At 57.3% G+C, this 21,741-nt stretch carries 22 protein-coding genes and 1 tRNA gene; 11 read left to right on the plus strand and 12 right to left on the minus strand.

Annotated features, from left to right (window positions below):
• Positions 1-31 precede the first annotated feature (31 nt).
• On the plus strand, positions 32-1,129 hold the full coding sequence (locus tag VDP61_RS00385; protein WP_323004968.1) for a serine protease: 1,098 nt from the start codon (positions 32-34) through the stop codon (positions 1,127-1,129).
• Between the two features lie 190 nt (positions 1,130-1,319).
• On the opposite strand, the gene VDP61_RS00390 is transcribed toward VDP61_RS00385, so the two are convergent.
• The 4 genes from VDP61_RS00390 to VDP61_RS00405 form a co-directional block, all read right to left on the minus strand.
• Positions 1,320-1,396: transfer RNA gene (locus VDP61_RS00390), tRNA-Arg, on the minus strand.
• Positions 1,397-1,470: 74 nt separating this feature from the next.
• Complete coding sequence (locus VDP61_RS00395) at positions 1,471-2,877, minus strand: HAMP domain-containing sensor histidine kinase (RefSeq protein ID WP_323004969.1); 1,407 nt, start codon at positions 2,875-2,877, stop codon at positions 1,471-1,473.
• A gap of 68 nt (positions 2,878-2,945) precedes the next feature.
• The gene (locus tag VDP61_RS00400; protein WP_323004970.1) at positions 2,946-4,364 is read right to left on the minus strand and encodes a dihydrolipoyl dehydrogenase family protein; all 1,419 of its coding nucleotides are present in this window, start codon (positions 4,362-4,364) and stop codon (positions 2,946-2,948) included.
• 3 nt (positions 4,365-4,367) lie between these two features.
• Positions 4,368-5,114 carry a TVP38/TMEM64 family protein gene (locus tag VDP61_RS00405; RefSeq protein WP_323004971.1) on the minus strand — a complete coding sequence of 249 codons (747 nt, stop codon included), beginning with the start codon at positions 5,112-5,114 and terminating at the stop codon, positions 4,368-4,370.
• Between the two features lie 317 nt (positions 5,115-5,431).
• On the opposite strand from VDP61_RS00405, the gene rpmH reads away from it, so the two are divergent.
• The 7 genes from rpmH to yihA all read left to right on the plus strand — a co-directional run bounded on the left by rpmH (position 5,432) and on the right by yihA (position 11,648).
• A complete protein-coding gene (rpmH, locus tag VDP61_RS00410; protein ID WP_050520473.1) occupies positions 5,432-5,566 on the plus strand; it encodes a 50S ribosomal protein L34 in 135 nt (44 codons plus the stop codon).
• A 45-nt stretch (positions 5,567-5,611) separates the two neighbouring features.
• Complete coding sequence (rnpA, locus tag VDP61_RS00415) at positions 5,612-6,055, plus strand: ribonuclease P protein component (protein ID WP_323004972.1); 444 nt, start codon at positions 5,612-5,614, stop codon at positions 6,053-6,055.
• The gene (yidD, locus tag VDP61_RS00420) at positions 6,052-6,291 is read left to right on the plus strand and encodes a membrane protein insertion efficiency factor YidD (protein WP_323004973.1); all 240 of its coding nucleotides are present in this window, start codon (positions 6,052-6,054) and stop codon (positions 6,289-6,291) included. Before rnpA ends, yidD begins: the two co-directional genes overlap by 4 nt.
• 389 nt (positions 6,292-6,680) lie before the next feature.
• Positions 6,681-8,240, plus strand: coding sequence for a GGDEF domain-containing phosphodiesterase (locus tag VDP61_RS00425; protein ID WP_323004974.1), 1,560 nt, complete (start codon positions 6,681-6,683; stop codon positions 8,238-8,240).
• Positions 8,241-8,437: 197 nt separating this feature from the next.
• Complete coding sequence (yidC, locus tag VDP61_RS00430; RefSeq protein ID WP_323004975.1) at positions 8,438-10,261, plus strand: membrane protein insertase YidC; 1,824 nt, start codon at positions 8,438-8,440, stop codon at positions 10,259-10,261.
• The gene (locus VDP61_RS00435) at positions 10,258-10,998 is read left to right on the plus strand and encodes an MOSC domain-containing protein (protein WP_323004976.1); all 741 of its coding nucleotides are present in this window, start codon (positions 10,258-10,260) and stop codon (positions 10,996-10,998) included. The genes yidC and VDP61_RS00435 overlap by 4 nt, the downstream gene beginning before the upstream one ends.
• A complete protein-coding gene (gene yihA / locus VDP61_RS00440; protein WP_323004977.1) occupies positions 10,995-11,648 on the plus strand; it encodes a ribosome biogenesis GTP-binding protein YihA/YsxC in 654 nt (217 codons plus the stop codon). Before VDP61_RS00435 ends, yihA begins: the two co-directional genes overlap by 4 nt.
• 51 nt (positions 11,649-11,699) lie before the next feature.
• On the opposite strand, the gene VDP61_RS00445 is transcribed toward yihA, so the two are convergent.
• Positions 11,700-12,431 carry an SDR family oxidoreductase gene (locus VDP61_RS00445; protein WP_323004978.1) on the minus strand — a complete coding sequence of 244 codons (732 nt, stop codon included), beginning with the start codon at positions 12,429-12,431 and terminating at the stop codon, positions 11,700-11,702.
• Positions 12,432-12,557: 126 nt separating this feature from the next.
• On the opposite strand from VDP61_RS00445, the gene argB reads away from it, so the two are divergent.
• Genes argB through VDP61_RS00460 form a run of 3 tightly spaced genes read left to right on the plus strand, consistent with a single transcriptional unit; the run spans position 12,558 to position 14,610 of the window.
• A complete protein-coding gene (argB, locus tag VDP61_RS00450) occupies positions 12,558-13,457 on the plus strand; it encodes an acetylglutamate kinase (protein ID WP_323004979.1) in 900 nt (299 codons plus the stop codon).
• Complete coding sequence (locus VDP61_RS00455; protein ID WP_323004980.1) at positions 13,454-14,107, plus strand: ferredoxin; 654 nt, start codon at positions 13,454-13,456, stop codon at positions 14,105-14,107. The genes argB and VDP61_RS00455 overlap by 4 nt, the downstream gene beginning before the upstream one ends.
• On the plus strand, positions 14,104-14,610 hold the full coding sequence (locus tag VDP61_RS00460) for a histidine phosphatase family protein (RefSeq protein ID WP_323004981.1): 507 nt from the start codon (positions 14,104-14,106) through the stop codon (positions 14,608-14,610). Before VDP61_RS00455 ends, VDP61_RS00460 begins: the two co-directional genes overlap by 4 nt.
• 228 nt (positions 14,611-14,838) lie before the next feature.
• Here the strand turns inward: VDP61_RS00460 and VDP61_RS00465 are convergent, their stop codons facing one another.
• The 7 genes from VDP61_RS00465 to crcB form a co-directional block, all read right to left on the minus strand.
• Positions 14,839-15,630, minus strand: coding sequence for an amino acid ABC transporter ATP-binding protein (locus VDP61_RS00465; protein ID WP_323004982.1), 792 nt, complete (start codon positions 15,628-15,630; stop codon positions 14,839-14,841).
• Between the two features lie 11 nt (positions 15,631-15,641).
• A complete protein-coding gene (locus VDP61_RS00470; protein WP_323004983.1) occupies positions 15,642-16,940 on the minus strand; it encodes an amino acid ABC transporter permease in 1,299 nt (432 codons plus the stop codon).
• A gap of 1 nt (position 16,941) precedes the next feature.
• Complete coding sequence (locus VDP61_RS00475) at positions 16,942-18,195, minus strand: ABC transporter permease subunit (RefSeq protein WP_323004984.1); 1,254 nt, start codon at positions 18,193-18,195, stop codon at positions 16,942-16,944.
• A gap of 135 nt (positions 18,196-18,330) precedes the next feature.
• Positions 18,331-19,353, minus strand: coding sequence for an amino acid ABC transporter substrate-binding protein (locus VDP61_RS00480; RefSeq protein WP_323004985.1), 1,023 nt, complete (start codon positions 19,351-19,353; stop codon positions 18,331-18,333).
• Between the two features lie 235 nt (positions 19,354-19,588).
• Positions 19,589-20,296 (minus strand): ATP12 family chaperone protein, encoded by a 708-nt coding sequence (locus VDP61_RS00485; protein WP_323004986.1) that lies wholly within the window; start codon positions 20,294-20,296, stop codon positions 19,589-19,591.
• A complete protein-coding gene (locus tag VDP61_RS00490; RefSeq protein WP_323004987.1) occupies positions 20,293-21,339 on the minus strand; it encodes an RluA family pseudouridine synthase in 1,047 nt (348 codons plus the stop codon). Before VDP61_RS00490 ends, VDP61_RS00485 begins: the two co-directional genes overlap by 4 nt.
• The gene (gene crcB, locus VDP61_RS00495) at positions 21,336-21,713 is read right to left on the minus strand and encodes a fluoride efflux transporter CrcB (RefSeq protein ID WP_323004988.1); all 378 of its coding nucleotides are present in this window, start codon (positions 21,711-21,713) and stop codon (positions 21,336-21,338) included. The genes VDP61_RS00490 and crcB overlap by 4 nt, the downstream gene beginning before the upstream one ends.
• Positions 21,714-21,741 lie beyond the last annotated feature (28 nt).

The following is a 21,741-nucleotide window of genomic DNA, read 5'->3' on the forward strand; positions in this document are numbered from 1 at the left end:
CCCCCTTACCCTTAGCCTTCAGGAGCGTATTATGACCCAAAGCCAGCCTTTCCGCCCCCCCCTTGCAACCGCCCTCACAACTGCCCTGACTGTGGCGCTGTGCAGCGGCTTGGCCCAGGCCCAAACCGCCCCCCCGGATTTTTCTGCGCCCGCCGCTGATCCGGCCAGCACCTCCCCCTTTGCCTTTGCGCAAAGTGGCATGAAGGCCGCGCGCGCAAAGGCCGCTGCAAACAACCCAGCCGGAGCGCGGGTTATCGGCGGCGAGTTGGCCGAGGCGGGCGAATACCCCTGGCAGGTCGGCCTGATGATCAACGGGGCGGCCCCCGGCCCGGATGGCCATTTTTGCGGCGGCTCCATGTTGTTGGATCAATGGGTTCTGACTGCGGCGCATTGTATCCATATGTCTGATGACAAGGGCGTTTTCCGCGACATCAACCCACAGGCGGTTTCGGTTCTGGTCGGCACAAACAGTCTCTCGGACAGCGCGGGCGGCGATCTGGTTCCGATCGAAGCAATCTTTCGCCACCCTGATTATATCGGAAGCGAATTTGATAATGATATCGCCCTGATAAAGCTTGCCCGCCCCCCCCGCGCCGCCTTTGCGACGATCAAGGTGCCGGATGCCGCCTTTGGCGATTACCTTGACCAGCCCGGCGTTTCCACCATCGTCAGCGGCTGGGGCCTGACCGAGGGCGGCGACCATCCCGAGGCGCTGCGCGAGGTTCAGATTCAGATGATGGACCGCAACCTGTGCAATCAGGCGATGCTGGAAACCCGTGCGGAAGAAGCGGCCAAAGGCTTTGGCTATGCCGTCAAGGTTTTTGGCCTGTCGGATGAGGCGGCCTATTCCGCCTGGGATGCGCTGGTGTCTGGGGTAAAGCCGCCCATGTCGGAAAACATGCTGTGCTCTGGCACATTCGAAGGCGGCAAGACTGCCTGTTCCGGTGACAGCGGCGGGCCTTTGGTCGTATCGCTGGCGGATGGCAGCTTTATTCAGGCTGGAATCGTTAGCTGGGGGCTTTCGGGTATCGGCGGCAAAGGCTGCAACGAAAGCGCACCGTTTTCGGCCTATACCCGAGTGTCAAATTACTTGCCCTGGCTGGAAAAAACCATCGACGCAAACCCTTGACCCCTTTGCCATCGCAAGACCAAAGGCCCCGCAACATGCCGGGGCCTTTTTTTTATGCCCCAACAGACCCCCCAAAATTTTGTCAAACCATTCAATACGCGGTGGAATGCCCCCCTGTGGACCTTGATCAGGACCGCAGAAAGCGACAAAAATATGAAATCGTTGTGCGATTTTTAAATATGGGGGGAAGTGGTGCACCCGGAGCGATTCGAACGCCCGACCCTCAAATTCGTAGTCTGATGCTCTATCCAGCTGAGCTACGGGTGCGTAGTGGGGGCGATGTAACGCCCTGCGCCGGGCATTGCAAGAGGGGAAAAGCACAAGATCACCATGTTTCGGTCTTAGCCCTCTGTCAGCCTGTCTTTTTTCGGCAAATGAATCATGAATTCCGTGCCGCTCTCATCGCTGCGCAGCAATTCAAGCCGCCCTCCATGCCCGCGCACCAGTTCAAACGCAATCGCCAACCCAAGGCCAGACCCGCCTTTGCGCGCGCCGCCCTGAAACGCTGTGAACAGATGGTCGCGGGCCCGAGGTGGCAGACCGGGGCCGGTATCGCCGACCTTTATCCACCACTCAGATTCATTTTCGCCGCCGGAAACCTCAATCACGCCGTCTTTGCTGGTCGCCTCCAGGGCTTGCATCGCATTGCGCATCAAATTGGCAAGAATACGGTAAAGCTGCTCGGCATCGGCCCGCAGGTTCATCCCGGCCGGCACATCAATCAGGCATGTCACGCCAGCGCGCTCTCCCAAGGCCTCGGCCTCGATCACCTCTTCGATCAGGGGCCGCAGCGCGAAACGCGACAGGCGTGGCGGTGGCTCTTCGGCTTTGCCAAAGGCAAGGGTTGACTCGCAAAGCGACACGGCACGCGTGATGGACCCAACCAGTTTGGGCGCAATCCGCGCAACCGCCGGGTCAGAGCTGCGCTCTATCCGGTCGGCAAAAAGCTGTGCTGTCGTCAGGATATTGCGCAGATCATGGCTGATCTTGGCCACGGCCGAGCCAAGCTGCGCCAGCCGTTCCTTTTGCCGCAGCGCCCCCGTCATCTGGGTTTGCAGGCTCAGCAACGCCTCCTCGGCCTCGCGCAGTTCCACAACCCCGGAGGTCGGCGCGATGACCCGGCGCGCATCCTCGGGCGCGTCGGCATAAAGCGCCATGTGATCGACCACCCGGCGGATCGGCTGCACCAACAAGCGCCGCACAGCAAAAAACAAAAGCGCCGCCGTCATCACCGAAATCAGCGCCGAAAGTGCCAGAATACGCAACCCATAGGCGATCATGGCCTGCCGCAGCGGCCGTATCGGCATTGTGACCTCGATCAAGGAGCCAGCTTCCTGGACCGGGCTACCGATTACCCGAATCGCGTGATCCTGGCTATTCACCAAAACCACCAACGCATCGCGCAGCAAAATCGGCGGGGATGCCATGCGCAAATCATAGGTTGCTGAAATCTCTTGGGTAACAGGCGACGACAATATCAACTGTCGGATCTGATCTCGCCACAGGATTACGTTCAACACCCCCGCATTGGAAAGCAGCTCTGCCTCTAACTCAGCGCTGATCATCCCATCCGTTGCCAACAAGGCCAATGAGGCAATCTGTGCCTTTTCCAAGCGTAACAGAAGATAATCCTCACGAAAGCGCGCGATCGAGGGCACAAAAATCAGCACCTCGGCCAGCATGACAAAGCCGACGGTCAGCAGCAAAAAACGCCCCGAAAGCGTGTTCAAGAAACCTGACCGTTTCATCCCCAAACTCGCACCTGCTTTCTTCTCGTCTTTTACTATTCACAAATATCCTCGAAAGGATGCCGCCGTCAGGGAATATAGCGCTGCACCACCCCCACGACACGCTTGATCAATGGATTATCAAACAATGTCGGGGAAAAATAGGCTCCTGCTGCGCGCTTCGACACCTCTGCCAACGTCGGATAGGGCAAGACGGTTCCGGCAACGGCCCCCATTTTGCGCTTTGTCGCAATGACAAGCGCCCAAAGCCCGATCAGCTCGCCCGCCTGTGCGCCAACGATCGTAACACCGATGGGGCGCCCCTTTACCACCATGACCTTGATAAACCCATCCGTCTTGCGCTCTGCCTGCGCGCGGTCATTCTCGGCATAGTCAAAGCGCATGGTTTTCAGCGCATCACCATGGGCCTTGCGGGCCTCTGCCTCGGTTGGGCCAACTTGTGCCAGTTCCGGGTCGGTATAGGTCGCCCATGGAATATGGGCGGTGCTTGATTTGGACGGCAGGCCAAACAGCATTTGCCGGATCACGATACCCGCGTGATACCCCGCAACATGGGTGAATTGCAGCCCGCCCGCCGCATCACCCACCGCATAGACCTTGCGATTGGACGACCGCAGATCGGCGCCAACCGTTACGCCTTTGCGGCTGTGGTTAACCCCAGCGGCCTCTAACCCCAACCCTTCCAGCGACACTTGCCGCCCAACCGCCATCAACAGATGCGACCCTTTGATAATGCGCCCGTTCTTTATCTCTACCTCAATCGCGCCATCTGTGCCGCCAACCCGCACAACCGGGGCATCTTCCAGCAGCTCAACCCCTTCGCCGCGCATCCTGGCCAAGACCACGGCGGCGGCCTCGGGGTCGTCATGGCCAAGCGCCTTGGCCGCTTCCACCACGGTTACCTTGCAGCCCAAGCGGCGATGCGCCTGCGCCATTTCCATTCCAATCGGCCCGCCGCCGATCACAATCAGATGCTCGGGGCGGTCGCGTTGGGCAAAAATCGTTTCATTGGTCAGATAGGGAATCGACTCAATACCGGGGATAGGCGGAATAAAAGGCCTTGAGCCGGTGGCCACAACATAGCGCCGCGCCTTGATCTTGAAACTGCCGGCCGTCACCTCATCCGGGCCGGTAAACCGCGCCCATTCGCGAATCACCCGCACACCCAATCCCTCAAAGCGGTCCTGACTGTCCACCGGGGCAATGCCCGCAATGACAGCGGCGACATAATCCTTGACCTTGGCAAAGTCGATTTCGGGCGCAACGGGCGTGATGCCAAAGGCGGCCCCCGCAGTCATGGCATGTGCCTGTTTCGCTGCCGCAATCAGCGCCTTAGACGGAACACAGCCTGAATTCAGGCAATCGCCGCCCATTTCGCCCCCCTCGATCAAGACAACGCGCGCGCCCATTTGCACCGCACCCGCCGCGATCGACAAACCACCCGAACCAGCGCCGATGATGCAAATATCTGTTTGAATGGTTTCCATCGGTCAATTCACTTTCTTGCGCAAGAATTTGATAAGAATCGGTAGCGCCGACAAAGCCGCCAACCCCAGAATCGGGCCCAGCACATGCGGCGCAAAGAGAATCGAAAGGTCAGGCGTCTCACCGCGGGCAAAAACCTGGCCCAGGCCAGCCCCGACAGATGTGTACACCAGCGCCCCCGGCATGATGCCCAGAAACGTCGAAATCGCAAAACGTGATACCCTGGTGCCGACAAAGGCCGGGATCAGATTGGCAAGAAAAAACGGCACCGCCGGCACCAGCCGCATCAGGAACAGGACTGACCACTCATTCTCACGCAATCCCGCTTGCAGCCTGGCCACCGCCCCCCCCTTGCCTTCGATCCTGTTCGAGAACTTTGCACCAAACCCGGTGCGCGCCGCCAAAAAGATCGCAATCGCACCCAGCGTGGCCCCGATGACGTTGAAAAACACCCCCGGAAAGGTGCCAAACAAAAACCCGCCTGTCAGCGTGGCAATTGTGGCCCCCGGCAGCGAAAAGCCAACGATCACCGTGTATCCCGCCATGAAGGCGATCACCGCCAGCAGGTAATTGGTATCGCGAAATGCCAGTAACGTCTCGCGATTCTCGGCCAGGGCCACAAAGCTGATTTGATCACGCAAAAAGAACGCGCCGATGGCCGCAACGGCCAGAATGATCAGGAAAGGCAGCTTTTCGATTATACCTGATCTGGATGCCGTGGCTTTTTTTTCGTTGATGGTCGACACTGGCATCACTTTCTTTGCGTTACATCTGTCGCATTGGGCTATCCTAAAGCTGCGCAAAATGTCGTGCAGAAGACAGCCCTCTCACGGGGCCTTGATCAGAGGTGACGGGTTTGGCATCAAAACACCGGGTCTTGAAACAAATGCGGGGCACAATCGACCGCCGGCCGATGAATAAGCGCGAATTGTTGCAGTAATTTCACCGCCTGTGAATTGACTTGGCCCCAAGGGGTGCGTAAAGGACGGGCTTCGAATAGACGTGACCGGTTGGTTTGCGGCGAATCCCGCCCGAATAGGCTGTTGTTGCAAAGTTATGGAGATCCGCGATGAAGCGCACTTTTCAACCGTCGAACCTGGTCCGCGCGCGGCGCCACGGTTTTCGCCTGCGTATGGCCACCAAAGCTGGGCGCAATATCTTGAACCTGCGTCGCGCCAAGGGCCGCAAGAAGCTTTCGGCCTGATTGGTCGGGGTGCTGATGCACCCTGCTTTTTGAAGGACATCTGAAATGACACCGCCAGAGTCAAAGGGAAAAGGCTGCATTGCCCCGCCCGACTCGTTACCGGCGGTTTCTTTTCCTATGTCTTCAGCACCACAAAAGTTGAAAATCTTGCGACAGCGCGCCGACTTTCTGCGGGCTGCCTCGGCACGTCGGCAGGGAACCAATGGTTTCTTGGTGCAGGCGCGGGCGCGCAATGATGATTGCCTGGCCATTCGTGTCGGTTTTACCTGCTCCAAGAAAATCGGTAACGCTGTTGCCCGCAACCGGGCCAAGCGCAGGCTGCGCGAGGTTGCGCGTGCGGTGTTGGCAGATCAAGGGCGGCAAGGTTGGGATTATGTGCTTGTCGGGCGCCCTGGTGCCACAATTGACCGCGATTTCGCCCTGCTGCTGACCGATCTCACATCCGCCCTGGACCGTATTCATGGGCAGGCTGACGGGGCGCGCAAATGACCCCCCTTGCGCATATCCTTGCAGTGCCCGTCCGCGCCTATCGTCTTTTTCTCAGCCCTTGGGTTGGCCATGGCTGCCGCTTTCAGCCAACCTGTTCTGCCTATGCAATAGAGGCATTGGAACGTCATGGCGGGATGAAGGGCGGCTATCTGACCGCACATCGCCTGTGTCGCTGCCATCCATGGGGCGGTACGGGCTATGACCCGGTGCCAGAACGCAAAGCAGACGCAGGCTAACCGATTCTTGCAAACGTGATGATGATCTGCCCGACTTAAAGCGCGCGTCGGAACGCCACGAATACATCCAAGATTGAAACGCGCCATGCGCGGGCATGAAACTGCCCAAGGGCTTGGCTGTTCAGTTTATCTTTATGGTTCTGGCTTTAACCTGCGGCATCATCCACCACATGGCGCTTTGACGTTTTTCTCAGGCAATATCGTTCAGGCCAGCCACAAGTCGAAACGCTTTCGGGTTCCGCCTTGTATTGCATCCGCCGAACCGGGCAGGCAAATGCTTAGAATTTTTCACAACTTTCAAGCGAGCATTAACGTCTCTATTAACCCCAAGCCTTAGTTTCGCAGACATCAGGGGCAACCGCACCCGTTCTTGGCAAAGGGGATAAGCGATGCAAAAACCGCAGCATACGGCGGACTATGGCGGAAAGCTCCGGCTTTCGACACGTCTGGGGCTTTACTTGCGCCGCCCAGAGCTATTGGTATTTCTTCCTGCTTTGTCGCTCATCGCGTTTTGGGCCGGGGGTGAGGGGGCGATGATGATAACCGCCCTCGGCTTGCCGGTTCTTTTTGCATTTGCCGGCGCCTTTCGAGACGGCGACAAGACCGACTTCCGGCTGCCCGATTCGCTGGGCGGCCTGGCGCTTCGCCCGCATATTACAAAATTCCTTGACGGCATTTTGCGTGATGTTTCAGTGACGGGCAAGTCAACCACCTGTTTTGTCATTCAATTTGATGATGCCGATGTTTTGCTTGATCGCCATGGGCGCGCTGTGCAAACCGAGGTGCTTGCCCGTAGCGCCGAGCGTTTATGCGCCGCCCTACGCGAAGGCGATACGGTTGCGCGGCTGGAAGGCGGCGGGTTTGCCATCGCCCTCGCCCCGATGCGGCGTATGGATCTGGAAGGTATGATTCAGGTTGCAACGCGCTTGCAGGCAGCCTTGGCAAGTCCGATCAGCATCGACGCGGCGCGGATCTATGTGTCTTGCTCCATCGGGTTTTGCCTTGGCCCCAAATCCCCGCTTCCAACCGGCGCATCCCTGCTGGATGCGGCGCAGGTTGCGGCAGATGACGCAGGCCGCAACGGCCCCGGCGCCATTCGGGCCTACACCAGCGGCATGGCGCGCAAGCGAGCGGACCGGGATGCATTTCGCAGCGAATTGGAGCTGGCCTTGGATGAAGGCCATATTCGCCCCCATTTTCAACCGCAAATCTGCACGGATACCGGCGCCATTTCCGGGTTTGAAGCCTTGGCCCGTTGGCATCACGCCGAGCGAGGGCTGATACCGCCCGCAGAATTTCTTCCCGCAATCGAAGAGGCCGGCCTTTCCGAACGGCTGGGCGAGGTGATCTTGTATCACGCGCTGGCGGCCTTGGTGCACTGGGACAAGGCAGGTCTGCATGTGCCAAATGTCGGGGTGAACTTTTCCTCGGCCGAGCTGCGCAACCCGCGCCTGGCCGAAAAACTGAAATGGGAACTTGACCGTTTTGATTTGACGCCAGACCGGCTTTGTGTGGAAATTCTGGAAACGGTTATCGCAGAAACCGATAATGATGTCATCGTGCACAACATCTCGGCCTTGGCGAAATTGGGATGTGGCATTGATCTGGATGATTTCGGAACCGGTCACGCCTCAATCACCAATATTCGCCGATTCGCCGTGCGCCGGATCAAAATTGACCGCAGCTTTGTCACGAAAGTTGACGAAGACCGGGAACAGCAAAAACTGGTATCGGGAATCTTGTCACTGGCCGAACGGATGGGGCTTGAAACCTTGGCAGAAGGTGTTGAGACCAAAGGCGAACATGCCATGCTGGCGCAACTGGGCTGCGGCCATGTTCAGGGGTTTTTGTTTGGGCGCCCCATGCCTTTTGACGCAACACAATCCTGGATCCTTGAACAGCATGCGCATCGTTCAGCCCTGCCCATGATCGGCAGCCGTACCCGCTAAACCTCGGCTTATGATCTCTGGCACAGTGGAAAATTGCAGATCGTGAGTAGTCTTCAGGGCAGTTCAAGCCCATCAATACGGTGTTGCCGTGGATTTACTGCAGTATTAAGGCGGCAAACCGGGAAAAGCCCTTGACCTTTCGTGCCCCCTATCGTTGAACCACCGCTGACCCTGAACAGGAACGGTGTTGGTCCCAGATGGACGATCAGAACAAGAATCTCATCCTCGCAACAGCCCTCAGTTTCCTAGTGATTCTGGTTTGGTTTGTATTATTCCCACCAGAGGACGCGGCGGTAGACCCGAACGCGCCCGCGATAGTCGCAACCACGACCGAGGCAGTCAGCCCGCCCGTGGTTGCAACCGCAAACACTGAAGCCGCCGCCGCGCCCGAGCTTTCCAAAGCCCCGCGTCTGGAAATTGATACGCCACGCCTGAAGGGCACCATCTCTTTGCTTGGCGGGCGCCTCGACGACCTGGCCATGAAAGCCTATACCAAAACCAATGATCCGAAATCCGGAATTGTGACCCTGCTGTCCCCGGTCGGAGAAGAGCATCCCTATTATGCGCTTTTCGGCTGGACCCCCGGCGGTGCTTTGGCGTTTGAAGATGTTCCGGGCGCAAACACGCTTTGGTCGCAAGTTGGCAGCAACGGCCTGTCACCCGAAGCCCCTGTAACGCTGCAATGGGACAATGGCAAAGGCCTGGTTTTTAACCGCATCATTTCGGTTGATGATCGCTATATGTTCTCGATCGCGCAGACCGTTAAGAACCAAAGCAATGCGGCGGTCAGCCTTTCACCTTATGGCATCGTGGCACGCCACGGCACCCCGCCCGATCTGGAAGGGTTTTACCTGAGCCATGAGGGTATCGTCTCCCGCGCCGATGGCACGCTGGAAGAAGTAAAATACAAAGACGCCACGAAATTTCCGCTGGTGGAACGCGAAGCAGCCCTCGCCGAGGTTACCACTGCGACGACCGATGGCTGGATCGGCTTTACCAGCAAGTATTGGATGACCGCGCTGATCCCCGAACAGGGCAAACCCTTTACCTCGGTCATCAAATATGTGCCAAGCGCCGATATTTTCCAGACCGAAACCCGCGAACCCGTAATCAGCATCGCACCTGGCGCCACGGCGTCAACGACATCGCGGCTGTTTGCAGGTGCCAAGGAATGGGAAACCCTGAAAGCCTATGAAAAAGACGGCGGTATCGGCGGCTTTATTGACGCTATTGACTGGGGTTGGTTCTTCTTTTTCACCAAACCCATCTTTGCGGTCCTTCATTGGCTGCACGCCATGATCGGCAATATGGGCCTTTCCATCATCGCGCTTACGTTCTTGCTCAAGGCGCTGGTCTTTCCACTGGCCTATAAATCCTACGTTTCCATGGCGCGGATGAAAGAGCTGCAGCCCGAAATGGAAGAGCTGAAAGCGCGTGCGGGCGACGACAAGCAAAAGCTTCAAAAAGAAATGATGACGCTTTACAAGGAAAAGAAGGTCAATCCGGCTGCAGGCTGTTTACCGATCCTGATCCAGATTCCGATTTTTTTCTCGCTGTACAAGGTGATTTTTGTCACGCTGGAATTGCGGCACGCACCGTTCTTTGGCTGGCTGACCGATCTGTCGGCCCCTGACAGCTCTTCGCTTTACAACCTGTTTGGCGCGTTGCCATGGGCCGCACCAACGCCAGGCAGCATGCTTGCCTTGGTTTTCATCGGTGTTTTGCCAATCTTGCTTGGCGTATCAATGTGGTTGCAACAAAAGCTGAACCCAACGCCGACGGATGCCACCCAGGCGATGATCTTTGCCTGGATGCCTTGGGTCTTCATGTTCATGCTGGGAAGTTTTGCAAGCGGGCTGGTGGTGTACTGGATCACCAACAACATCATTACCTTTACGCAGCAATTCCTGATCATGCGCAGCCATGGCCACAAGCCCGATATTTTCGGCAATATCAAAGCAAGCTTTGGCCGCAAACCTGCGATAAAACCTGCGGTCGTCAAGAAGACCGGGAAAAAATGAAGACGCGGCTGACCCGGATCTGCCGTCATCCGATAAAGGCACACGGACGCGAAGATCTCGCGTCCGTTCTGCTTTCGGCGGGGGCGTGCCTGCCCGGCGACCGACGCTGGGCAGTGGCGCACACGGCGGCAAAGCTGGCGCCCGGCTGGAACCCGTGCAGCAATTTCCATCGTGGTGCAAAAGCCCCAAAACTGATGGCCATTACCGCAGAGCTGAACGGCAATCGGGTCACATTGCGCCACCCGGACCGCCCGGAGCTTTGCTTTTCTCCCGATGACCCGGCCGATCTCTCGCGTTTTCTGGCATGGGTCGCCCCGCTTTCACCAAGCGACCGCGCCCAGCCATCGCATATCGTTTCCGCGGATCGCGGGATGACGGATAGCGCCTTTCCATCAGTCTCAATTCTATCCGAGACTTCGCTGAACGCCTTGGCAACGGTGATGGGCAGACCGATCTCGGCTGACCGTTTTCGGGGAAACATCTGGCTGACAGGTGATGAACCATTCGCGGAATTTGGCTGGATCGGGCGCGACATTCAAATTGGCGACGCGATACTGACTGTCAAAGAGCGCATCACGCGGTGCCGGGCGACAATGGCAAACACCGCAACCGGGGTCGTCGATGCCGATACCCTGGGTGCCTTGCGCACGGCCTATGGTCATCAGGATTTTGGCGTCTATGCCGTGGTGAAAAATGGCGGCATGATTGCCGTGAACGATGTGGGGACCCTTTTGTGAACACGCTTTCCTTTCCTTTGGCCGAAGAACCCGAATTTACCGCGCGAGAGGCTGGGCGCTTGCTGTTCGCTGGCCCGGTTGATTTTGTCAAAGGTGTGGTTGCCATGTCTGGCATGCCCCCCGCTGATCGGATCGAGGTTTGCTTTGCAGGTCGCTCAAACGTTGGAAAGTCAAGCCTTATCAATGCATTGACAGGCCGCAAAAACCTTGCTCGCGCATCGAACACACCCGGACGCACTCAGGAAATCAACTATTTTGCCCTGGGCGATAGCCGCTATATGGTTGACCTGCCCGGCTATGGCTATGCCGAGGCCCCGCTTGCTGTTGTCGCAAAATGGCAGGCGCTTTTGAAAAGCTATCTTTCGGGGCGCCAGACCCTGCGCCGGGCCTTTGTTTTGATTGATTCGCGCCACGGCGTGAAAGCGGTGGATGAAGAGATCATGAATTTGCTTGACCGCTCAGCAGTCACCTTTCAGGCGGTGATGACGAAATCAGACAAGATCAGCAAAGTTGAGCTGGAAAGCAATATTAACCAAACACGGGCTGCACTTTCAAAGCACCCTGCAGCCTTTCCAGAACTGATTGTGACCTCTTCCGAAAAGGGGTTGGGCATTGAAACCCTGCGCGCAACAATCGCCATGCTTGAATAGCGCCCGATTTTTCTTCGAAAAATCAGAATTTTCGAAGAAAAATCGAAGGCGTTAGACATGTTGCGCACCGTTCACCTCAATTTCGGTTCCGGAAATGTAACTCGATTGCGGTGAACACAAAAACCAGATCGCGTCCGCCACCTCTGACGGTTGACCAAGCCGGCGTAGCGGCAGTTGATCCACGATCTTTTCTGTTCCCGGACTCAGGATAGCGGTTTCCACCTCACCCGGCGCAATCGCATTCACTCTGACGCCAAGCGGCCCGAAATCATACGCCATTTCACGGGTCAGGGCGGCCAGGGCGGCTTTCGAGGTGGCATAGGCAGCGCCCGCAAACGGGTGAACCCGCACGCCCGCAATAGACGTGACGTTGACAATTGCACCTTTCGCCGCCGCCAGTTCCGCTTGCAGGCCCCGCGCAAGAACAACCGAGGCAAAGAAATTGACGTGGAACACATGGCCCCATGTGTGCAAATCGGTTTCAAGTGTGTTCAGTCGCTTTCCACCCTCACCCTTTGGCGAGATACCCGCATTATTGACCAGCGCGTCCAGCCGCCCATTGACCTTGCCTTTTATGGCCTCAATGGCTGCGATTACCTTGGTTGGGTCGGCCAAATCAATCTGGATATGGTTTTCCTCGCCACCCGGCCATGGACAGCGGGAATCGAACGCATGGCGTGAGCAGGTTAAGACCCGCCATCCTTCCGCTGAAAACCGTTTCACGGTCGCATGCCCAATACCGCGGCTTGCCCCGGTCAATAAAAGTGTCTTTTGTTCGGCCATGCGTGCATCCCTCGTTCAAACCTCGCCCAACCTAAGCTTCTGAACGCCATATACAAGCACCGCTGCGCACCCTTGGCATGCGCGAACAAAGACGCTACCAAAAGAAACATCAACGGGAACCCAGTCATGAAAAAGCAGTTGGCCAATATGCGCGATTCCATCACCACCGCCCGCACCCTGAACGAAGCGCTGCCCTATTTGCAGCGCTATTCCGGTGCGATTGTCGTTGTCAAATTTGGTGGAAACGCCATGGGCGATAGCGAGGCGATGGAAGAGTTTGCCCAAGACATCGTGCTTATGCGGCAGGTCGGCGTGAATCCGGTTGTGGTGCATGGCGGCGGACCGATGATCAACAACCTTTTGGCAAAGCTTGGAATAAAGTCTGAATTCGTGCGTGGAAAACGCGTGACGGATGCCGCCACGGTTGAGGTGGTTGAAATGGTGCTGTCCGGCCTTGTGAACAAACGGATTGTACAGGCGATCAATGATGCGGGCGGCCGTGCCGTGGGGATTTCCGGCAAGGATGACGACCTGATGGTCTGCGATTATGATGACCCGGAACTGGGTTTTGTCGGGCGGCCCCGCGATATGCGGGTGCAGGTGCTACGCGATATGTTCAACGCAGGCATCATTCCCGTCGTCGCCCCGGTTGCGCCCGGCGACAATGGCGAAACCTTTAATGTGAATGGCGATACCGCCGCAGGCGCGATTGCCGGCGCGCTGAAAGCCGACCGTTTGCTACTGCTGACCGATGTTTCGGGCGTAAAAAACAGCGAAGGTGAGGTAATCACCCAGCTTACCCCCGAAGAAGTGCGCGATCTGACAGAAAAGGGCGTGATTGCGGGCGGCATGATTCCCAAGACCGAAACCGCTTTGCTGGCGATTGAGCAGGGGGTTCGTGCCGTTGTCATTCTTGATGGCCGCATTCAGAATGCCTGCTTGCTGGAACTGTTCACCGATCATGGTGCGGGGTCGCTTATTCGTTCAGCGACGGTAGAGCCGCGGGTGAAACCGCGCAGCGAATGACCCGGCTTGCCACGATTGAGGCGCTGCTCAAGCCGCATCGGCTGTCCGTTATGGGCGGGTTTGCGGTGACAGATGAGGCCGATCTGCCGCAAGGCACGAAAACCCTGCTGTTGATCGGCCCAGATGAGCCGGGGTTTTGGCCGCACCTGACTGCGCAACCCGAATGGCAAGGCGGCGCGGCGGACCCGATCGACCGCTGGTCTTACCGGGTTATCAGCCAGATCGGCGCTGACCTTGGCGCGACAGCCCTATTCCCTTTTGGTGGCCCGCCTTGGCTGCCCTTTTATCAATGGGCACTTCGCTCTGGGCGGGCCTGGGATAGCCCGGTGCGGTTGTTGGTGCATGATCAGATGGGCTTGTTTGCCTCATATCGTGGGGCATTGGCCCTGCGCGAAACGGTCGCCCTGCCCCCGCCACCGCCAAACCCCTGTGCAAGCTGCACCGCAAAGCCCTGCCTTACCGCCTGCCCCGTGCAGGCCCTGACCAATGCCGGCTATGAGCTGCCATCCTGTCACCGCTTTCTTGACAGTCCAAACGGCGCAGATTGCATGAAATTCGGCTGCGTCAATCGTCGCGCTTGCCCCCTGTCCCAAGGCTATGCAAGACTGCCAGAACAATCGGCCTATCACATGAGGCAATTTCACAAATGACCAAACGTCTGATCCTGACACGCCACGCCAAATCCAGCTGGGATGACCCGCGGACACCTGACCATGACCGCCCGATAAATGAGCGCGGCAAACGTGCCGCTGCCGATCTGGGGCAGTGGCTTGCCTCGCGCGGCTATGTGCCCGGTGAGGTGCTGTGCTCTGACGCGCTGCGCACGCGTGAAACCTATTCGGGTATCCGCGCAGCGCTGCCTGATGCCCCCGAGGCCACGCTGAAATCCACGCTCTACAATGCCGGGGTTGATGTGATGCTGGCTGTGCTGCGTCATGCTACGGCCGATACGGTGATGATCATTGCGCATAATCCCGGCATTGCCGAATTTGCGAACCGCTTGGTGACCCGCGCCCCCACCAACCCCGACTTTCAACGCTACCCAACCGGGGCCACTCTGGTTCTAGAATTTCCGATAGACGATTGGAGCGATGCAGGCTTTGGCACCGGCGCCGCGCTGGATTTCATTATTCCACGCGAAATCATGGCCTGAAGCGCATTGCACTCGATCAAAATCGGGGCACTCAATCAAAACTGGGTTGAGTGCAGACCAAAACAGGCGCGCGCTTAACGCAGATTGATCATGCGCAGGCACCAAAGACCAAGACCCTACACATGATCCGTTTGGCGCGATTGCAGCATATGCCTGAAAACATCCCACCCGAAAAACGGACGCGGTGAAAGACGGGGGGGGGGGCAAATGCCCCCCCCCTCTCCTGTTTCAGTGGCCCAGAATCTGGCTCAGGAACAGCTTTGTGCGATCAGATTGCGGGTTGTTGAAAAAGTCATGTGGGTTGTTCTGTTCCACAATCTGACCCTGATCCATAAAGATAACCCGGTTCGCGACCGCCTGCGCAAAGCCCATCTCATGCGTCACACACAGCATGGTCATGCCTTCCTCGGCCAGCTCGATCATCGTATCAAGCACTTCCTTGATCATCTCGGGGTCCAGCGCCGATGTCGGTTCATCAAACAGCATGATGCGCGGCTTCATGCACAAAGAGCGCGCAATCGCCACGCGCTGCTGCTGCCCCCCCGAGAGCATCCCCGGATATTTATGCGCCTGCTCAGGGATTTTTACCTTGTTGAGGTAATGCATCGCAACTTCTTCGGCCTCGCGCTTGGGGGTCTTGCGCACCCAGATCGGGGCCAAAGTCAGGTTTTCCAGAATGGTCAGATGCGGGAACAGGTTAAAGTGCTGAAACACCATCCCCACCTCGGACCGAACCTTGTCGATGTTTTTCAAATCCGAGGTCAGCTCGGTTCCATCAACAATGATCTGGCCTTGCTGATGTTCCTCCAGCCGGTTGATACAGCGGATCAGCGTTGATTTGCCCGATCCCGACGGGCCCGCGATAACAATACGCTCTCCCCGGTTTACGGTCAGATCAATGTCGCGCAGCACATGGAATGTGCCGTACCACTTGTTCATGTTCGAAATCTGAATGGCGACCTCATCGCTTACCTGCATTTGGCTGCGATCGACTTGACGGTCTGTAGCGGCGTTTGACATAGCGCCCTCCCTTAGCGGTGATCAGTTTTCAGCTTGCCTTCAAGGTATTGCGAATACCGGGACATGCCGAAACAGAAGATGAAGAAACAAAGTGCGATGAAGCCGTACAGCTCCCACACAATCCCGTTCCAGTTGCTGTCGGCGCGGATCGCATTGGACAGGCCAATCGGGTCCAGAATACCGATAAAGACAACCAGCGTGGTATCTTTGAACAGCCCGATAAAGGTGTTCACGATCCCCGGGATCGAGATTTTCAGCGCCTGCGGCAGCAAAATAAGCCGCTGTGACTTCCAGTAATCAAGGCCAAGCGCATCCGCCGCCTCATACTGGCCGCGCGGCAAGGCGGCAAAGCCCCCACGCACCACCTCGGCCATATAAGCCGCGGCGAACAGCGTAACCATGATGATAACCCGCAAGACTATGTCAAAGTTGGTGCCCGGCGGCAGGAAGTAATTGAGCAAAAGACTGGCGGTGAACAGCAAGGTGATCAGCGGCACGCCCCGGATAAATTCAATAAATCCGACGCAGATCCATTTCACCAACGGCATATCAGACTGTCGCCCAAGGGCCAGCAACACCCCGATTGGCAGCGACAGCGCAATACCCGTCACCCCGATGATGATCGAGATCATAAAGCCACCCAGCTCATCCGATTTGACGGGCATCAGCCAGATCGGGGCCAGTTTGGCCATGAACTCGGCCATTGGGCCGGTCAAAAACAGCCACCACAGTACCGGCGCAACAACGGCAGCAATGGCCGCAATCAGCGCCGAAACGCGCTGCAAGACCATAAACACGCCATAGCCAATCACCAAGCCAAGCATCGCAAAGACCGCGTGCCAGATGCTGCCCCCCCAGATCAGCCAGAAGGCCAGCCCCGGAAAGATTGCCGAAAACCACAGCATCTTGCGCGGCACGGCGGCAAACAGGATCGGCGCAAAGGCCACCAACATCAACACAAAGGCCAGCGTTGCGCGCCAATAGGCCTCTGGTGGGTAAAAGCCATAGATCAACTGATGCCAACGGTCTTTGATAACCCCCCAGCAGGCCCCGCTTGCACCCGCCAATATCTCTCGGCATTCAGTCAGCGAATTGGCATTCCAGATGGAATTCATGAACCAAGGGCCAAGATGAAGGACCAGAAAGTAAACGACAAAGACACCAAGCAGGGTCAGGCCAATATTCAACGGGCTGGAAAACAGGTTTTCATGGAGCCACCGCACCGGGCCCACTTGGCTGCTGGGCGGTGCTTTTTGTGCAAGCATGGTTTCACGCACATATGGAATGGTTTCGCTATGTGTATCGCTCATCTCAACGCTCCTTCAGCTTGACGGAATTGTTGTAGATGTTCATCCCGCCCGAAATCAGCAGGCTGATGGCCAGATATGTCAGCATCATCAACAACATGGCTTCCAGCTCTCGTCCGGTCTGGTTCAGCGTGATGCCGCCCAGCGTGGCCCGCAGATCCATGTAACCCACAGCAAGCGCCAGCGAGGTGTTCTTGGTGATGTTCAGATATTGCGAAATCAGCGGCGGAATGATGACCCGCAAGGCTTGGGGCAAGATCACCAGTTTCATCGTGCGGTTTGGCCGCATACCCAGTGCATAGGCCGCCTCGGTCTGACCGCTTGATATGGCCAGAATACCGGCGCGCACGTTCTCGGCAATGAAAGCCCCGGTGTACAGCGTAAGCGCCAACCACATTGCAATGAATGAGTTGCGCATATAGCCGCCGCCCTGAAAGTTGAAGCCTTTCAGCACCGGGTATTCCAGATGAAACCCCATCGCAATCAGGGCAATCAACATGGGGGCCACAAGGATCAGCAGCGATTTCCACCACGTCACCGGACGATCGCCCGTCGATTGCTGTATTTGTGTCGCATGGCCTTGCAGCGCCCGGTAACCCCAAATGCTGCCGATCAAAATCAGCAGCAGAACCAGAAAATTGGAGCTGACAGACAGCAATCCAAGGTTCATCTCACCCAGACTGCGGCTGAACAAGGGGGCAGGAATATAAGTGCCGCGGTTGGTGATCGCCACGGAGTCGAACAGAAACATTGAAGCGGTGGCATCATCGCCGCGAAACGCATTTGGCGCCGGAGTAACCTCGGTCAATACCGCAAAGATCACGATGATCCACAGCAAGAGCGGCACGTTGCGAAAAATCTCCACATAGATCGCCATCATCTTTGAGACGATCCAGTTTTTCGACAGGCGCAAAACACCGGCAATCACACCGATCACGGTGGCGGTGAAACAGGCGCAGGCGGCCAAAATCAACGTGTTCAGCAGGCCGACAATCCACGCCCGCGTATGGGTGCTGTCATTGGTATAATCAACCAAGCGCTGGTTGATATCATAACCGGCGCGCATGCCGAGAAAGCCGAAATCAATGTCCTTGCCCTTGCTGGCAAGGTTGGTCAGCGTATTGTCCACCAGCCAGGCAAATCCGGCCATGAACAGAAATAGAAACACGATCTGGATCGTAATGGATCGGTAGCGTGTGTCGTAAATGAGCATACTCAACCGAAAAGAGCTGCCCGAATTCTCAGACGTCATCGCCATTTATAATTCTCCCTGCATCTGATCTGGCGCTTTTTCGCGCTCTGATACGGTTCGGGTTTAGCCGCGCATCCGTCAGATTTGCTAATTGGTTGAAAAAGGGCGCACCTATGGTGCGCCCTTTTCTATCGCCGCGCCTTACCGGAAGGGCGGGGAATACTGCAAACCACCCTGGGTCCACAGCGCGTTCAAGCCGCGTGCCAGACCGATCGGAGTCGATTCACCGATATTGGTCGCAAAGACTTCGCCATAGTTGCCACCGGCCATGATTGCCCGCTTGGCCCATTCCTTATCCAAGCCAATCATGGCGCCCAGATCATCATCCGAAGAACCGAGCATACGGTTGATTTCCGGGTTCGCCGTGCCTTTGGCAAGCTCTTCGATATTGGCTGAGGTGATGCCCAGCTCTTCTGCTGCAACCAACGCGTTCATTGTCCAGCGCGCGATATCAGCCCACTGGTCATCACCATGGGCAACCAACGGCCCCAGCGGCTCTTTGGAAATGATTTCCGGCAGAATCGCGTGGTTTTCCGGATCAGCAAAGGTTGCACGTGTCGCGGCAAGGCCCGATGCGTCGGTGGTGTAAACGTCGCAGGCACCGGCAAGATACTGCTGCTGCGCTTCGGCGTTGGTTTCAATCGGAACCGGCTCATAGCTCATGTTGTTGGTCTTGAAATAGTCGGCAAGGTTCAACTCGGTCGTGGTGCCGGTCTGGATACAAACGGTAGAGCCGTCAAGTTCCTTGGCCGAGGTAACACCCAGCGCCTTGTTCACCATAAAGCCCTGACCATCATAGTAGTTGATGCCGACAAAGGTGAATTTCAGGTCGGCGTCACGGCTCATGGTCCAGGTTGTGTTCCGGGCCAGAATGTCGATTTCACCCGAGGCAAGCGCGGTGAAGCGGGTCTGACCTGTTGTGCTGGTGAATTTGACCTTTTTCGGGTCGCCCAACACTGCGGCGGCGACAGCGCGGCAGATGGCCACGTCAAAGCCCTGCCACTCGCCCGCCGAATCCGGGGCCGAAAAGCCATTCACGCCGGTTGACACGCCGCAGTTCAATTCACCGCGGGCTTTTACTTCTTCCAAAACAGTCGCGGATGCCGCACCAGCGACAAGAGTTGCGGCGGCGGTCATTGCTCCGACGAATACGGTTTTTTTCATTGATTACCTCTTCCTGATTGCCCACCCATTTTCAGGTGGAATTATTTCTCCCTTGCCCCGCAGACGAGGCGAAACTGATTGAGGGGTCCCCTCCTCAGTGTAGGGCAGTTTCGTCCGAACCGCTTTCAAAGGTCAAGTGCAACCCGCCGTCAAACGCAAGAATATGGATTTTTGGTCGTTTAGACATGGATTGATGCAAGAACCCGTCGGATAGCTGACAATTTGGGCAATATTGTTACCCACACAATGCAAGGAATCGCGCCGCATGCCGCAGGCCTTCGCGCTTAAGCGCCTCAGATTCGGCGGCTTCTTCGTCATGGCCCCAAAATTCGATCTGCCAGTTTTCATCAATCCGTGACAGGTCAAAGCCCACATCGGGCAAAATATGCCCCCGCGCAATTGCCAACCCGATCACCAAAGATCCAGAAATCGCCACAAGGTCGTGAAAGGCCGCAAGCTGAAACGGGCTAAGGCTGTGCACGGCCTGTGACAAGGCGCGCAGACAGTTTTCGGGCTGCGCAACCGGCATGACACCCTGTACGACCGAAAGTTCTGCGCCAAATTCTGCCTTTGTCCATTCGAGCAACGGGGTCCAGGCTGTGTGCTGGCGTGCGACCAGCTCTTGCGGTGCCACGGCGCGGTAACACAAAAGATCAGATCCGCCATACCCCGCCAGCATATCAGCCACGGCCGAAAACTGCGGATAAACCTTGTCCAGCGCAGAATTCGCCGTTCGCGTATAGGGCATGGTTTCAGGCTTGATCTTGCTTTCCTGGGCCTGCCATTCCTTGGCAACCTCCTCGGCCAAAGCGGCCGTGGGCACCCAAAACGCGGTTTTGGCCGGGGTCTTCAACGCGCGCCCGTCAAGCGAGACGGTAAATCCATTCTCGGCCGCGACCACCTCGGCCTGTTTCCAAAATCGTTTTGGTGCCCAACCGCTCATGCATCGCCCCCGAACGGGTCGGCGGGTACGTCATTCACCCCCCAATCCAGCGATTTCCACGTCCGTTCCATATGGTCGGGCAAGGGCGCGATAAACGTCATCATCTTTTTGGTGATCGGGTGCTCAATCGTCAGGGATCGCGCGTGCAGATGCAGCTTTTTGCTGATCTCACCCCCAATCGACGCGCCCCACCCATCGCCCTGATTTTCCACACCCGAGCCGCCGTATTTCCCATCGCCAAGAATAGGATGGCCCAATTCGGCCATATGGGCGCGCAACTGATGGGTGCGGCCCGTCACCGGCTCCAGCGCCATCCATGACAGGCGGGAGCCGAGGAACCACAGCACGAAGAAATCAGTATGGGCGCGCTTGGCATCGGGGTAATCCGCCATTTTGGCGGGGTGAATACAGATCATCTTTTCGCCTTCGCCGCCACGGCCACGGCCCCCAGCCTTCATCAACCCGTATTTGATCGAGCCTTTGCGCGGATTCGGCACGCCCGCCACCGCCGCCCAATAGATCTTGCGGGTGGCGCGGTGGCGCAACGCCTCGGACAGGGCTCGCGCAACCCGGTCGGTTCGCGCCAGCATAAGCAGCCCCGAGGTATCCTTGTCGAGGCGGTGAACCAGCTTGGGCCGGTCCTTATAGCCAAATTTCAGCGCCTCGGTCAGCCCATCAACATGCCGATCGCCCTGCCCCGAGCCACCTTGACTGGGCAGCCCCGGCGGCTTGTTGATGATGATCAGATGGTCATCCTTGAACACCACGCAATTCTGAATCATCTTGGTATCAGCGGCAGAAACGCCATCCTTGGCAGGCCGCGACGGCGCATCGCCGGTTGGCAAAGGCGGCACCCGGATTTCGGCACCGGGTGCAACCCTGTCAGACGCCTTTACCCGGCCGCCATTGACACGAACCTGACCTGTCCGGCACATCTTTTCCACAGCGCCTTGCGTCAGATGCGGAAAGCGGCGTTTGAACCAACGGTCCAGCCGCTGTTCGCCCTCATCCACAGAAACAGTCAGCAACTTCACATCGCTCATGCCAGTATCCCTCGCATTGTCATCACACCAAAAACCAGTGCGATGATGGAAAATACAACCGATCCGGCCACATAGGCGCCGGCAAGCGCCACCTGTCCGCGTTCCCAAAGGGTGAACGCATCAAGTGAAAAGGCTGAAAACGTCGTGAACCCGCCCAAAACGCCCGTCATCAAAAACGGTGCAAACCGCGTGCCACTTTTCTGGGCCAACAGTACAACCAGTGCCCCCATCAGAAACGACCCCGCGACATTTACAATCAGGGTTCCATAGGGAAGCCCCGGCCCGATGCCGCGCATGACTGCGACATTGGTCAGATAGCGAACGGACGCACCGATGGCGCCACCAAGGGCAACTTGAAGCAAGGTCATGATCATCCGCGCTATCTGGTCGTGATGGCAGGTT

The organism is Pseudorhodobacter sp. (assembly GCF_034675685.1).
In the GTDB taxonomy this organism is placed as follows: domain Bacteria; phylum Pseudomonadota; class Alphaproteobacteria; order Rhodobacterales; family Rhodobacteraceae; genus Pseudorhodobacter.

Excerpts from the sequence above, each read along its gene's own strand:
- VDP61_RS00455 (WP_323004980.1), top strand. The coding sequence starts at position 13,454 with ATGACCCGGCTTGCCACGATTGAGGCGCTGCTCAAGCCGCATCGGCTG.
- yidD (WP_323004973.1), top strand. The coding sequence starts at position 6,052 with ATGACCCCCCTTGCGCATATCCTTGCAGTGCCCGTCCGCGCCTATCGT.
- VDP61_RS00445 (WP_323004978.1), bottom strand. The coding sequence starts at position 12,431 with ATGGCCGAACAAAAGACACTTTTATTGACCGGGGCAAGCCGCGGTATT.
- crcB (WP_323004988.1), bottom strand. The coding sequence starts at position 21,713 with ATGATCATGACCTTGCTTCAAGTTGCCCTTGGTGGCGCCATCGGTGCG.
- VDP61_RS00435 (WP_323004976.1), top strand. The coding sequence starts at position 10,258 with ATGAAGACGCGGCTGACCCGGATCTGCCGTCATCCGATAAAGGCACAC.
- VDP61_RS00425 (WP_323004974.1), top strand. The coding sequence starts at position 6,681 with ATGCAAAAACCGCAGCATACGGCGGACTATGGCGGAAAGCTCCGGCTT.
- yidC (WP_323004975.1), top strand. The coding sequence starts at position 8,438 with ATGGACGATCAGAACAAGAATCTCATCCTCGCAACAGCCCTCAGTTTC.
- rnpA (WP_323004972.1), top strand. The coding sequence starts at position 5,612 with ATGACACCGCCAGAGTCAAAGGGAAAAGGCTGCATTGCCCCGCCCGAC.
- argB (WP_323004979.1), top strand. The coding sequence starts at position 12,558 with ATGAAAAAGCAGTTGGCCAATATGCGCGATTCCATCACCACCGCCCGC.
- VDP61_RS00485 (WP_323004986.1), bottom strand. The coding sequence starts at position 20,296 with ATGAGCGGTTGGGCACCAAAACGATTTTGGAAACAGGCCGAGGTGGTC.
- rpmH (WP_050520473.1), top strand. The coding sequence starts at position 5,432 with ATGAAGCGCACTTTTCAACCGTCGAACCTGGTCCGCGCGCGGCGCCAC.
- VDP61_RS00470 (WP_323004983.1), bottom strand. The coding sequence starts at position 16,940 with ATGAGCGATACACATAGCGAAACCATTCCATATGTGCGTGAAACCATG.
- VDP61_RS00385 (WP_323004968.1), top strand. The coding sequence starts at position 32 with ATGACCCAAAGCCAGCCTTTCCGCCCCCCCCTTGCAACCGCCCTCACA.
- VDP61_RS00465 (WP_323004982.1), bottom strand. The coding sequence starts at position 15,630 with ATGTCAAACGCCGCTACAGACCGTCAAGTCGATCGCAGCCAAATGCAG.
- VDP61_RS00405 (WP_323004971.1), bottom strand. The coding sequence starts at position 5,114 with ATGCCAGTGTCGACCATCAACGAAAAAAAAGCCACGGCATCCAGATCA.
- VDP61_RS00480 (WP_323004985.1), bottom strand. The coding sequence starts at position 19,353 with ATGAAAAAAACCGTATTCGTCGGAGCAATGACCGCCGCCGCAACTCTT.
- VDP61_RS00490 (WP_323004987.1), bottom strand. The coding sequence starts at position 21,339 with ATGAGCGATGTGAAGTTGCTGACTGTTTCTGTGGATGAGGGCGAACAG.
- VDP61_RS00460 (WP_323004981.1), top strand. The coding sequence starts at position 14,104 with ATGACCAAACGTCTGATCCTGACACGCCACGCCAAATCCAGCTGGGAT.
- VDP61_RS00395 (WP_323004969.1), bottom strand. The coding sequence starts at position 2,877 with ATGAAACGGTCAGGTTTCTTGAACACGCTTTCGGGGCGTTTTTTGCTG.
- VDP61_RS00400 (WP_323004970.1), bottom strand. The coding sequence starts at position 4,364 with ATGGAAACCATTCAAACAGATATTTGCATCATCGGCGCTGGTTCGGGT.
- VDP61_RS00475 (WP_323004984.1), bottom strand. The coding sequence starts at position 18,195 with ATGGCGATGACGTCTGAGAATTCGGGCAGCTCTTTTCGGTTGAGTATG.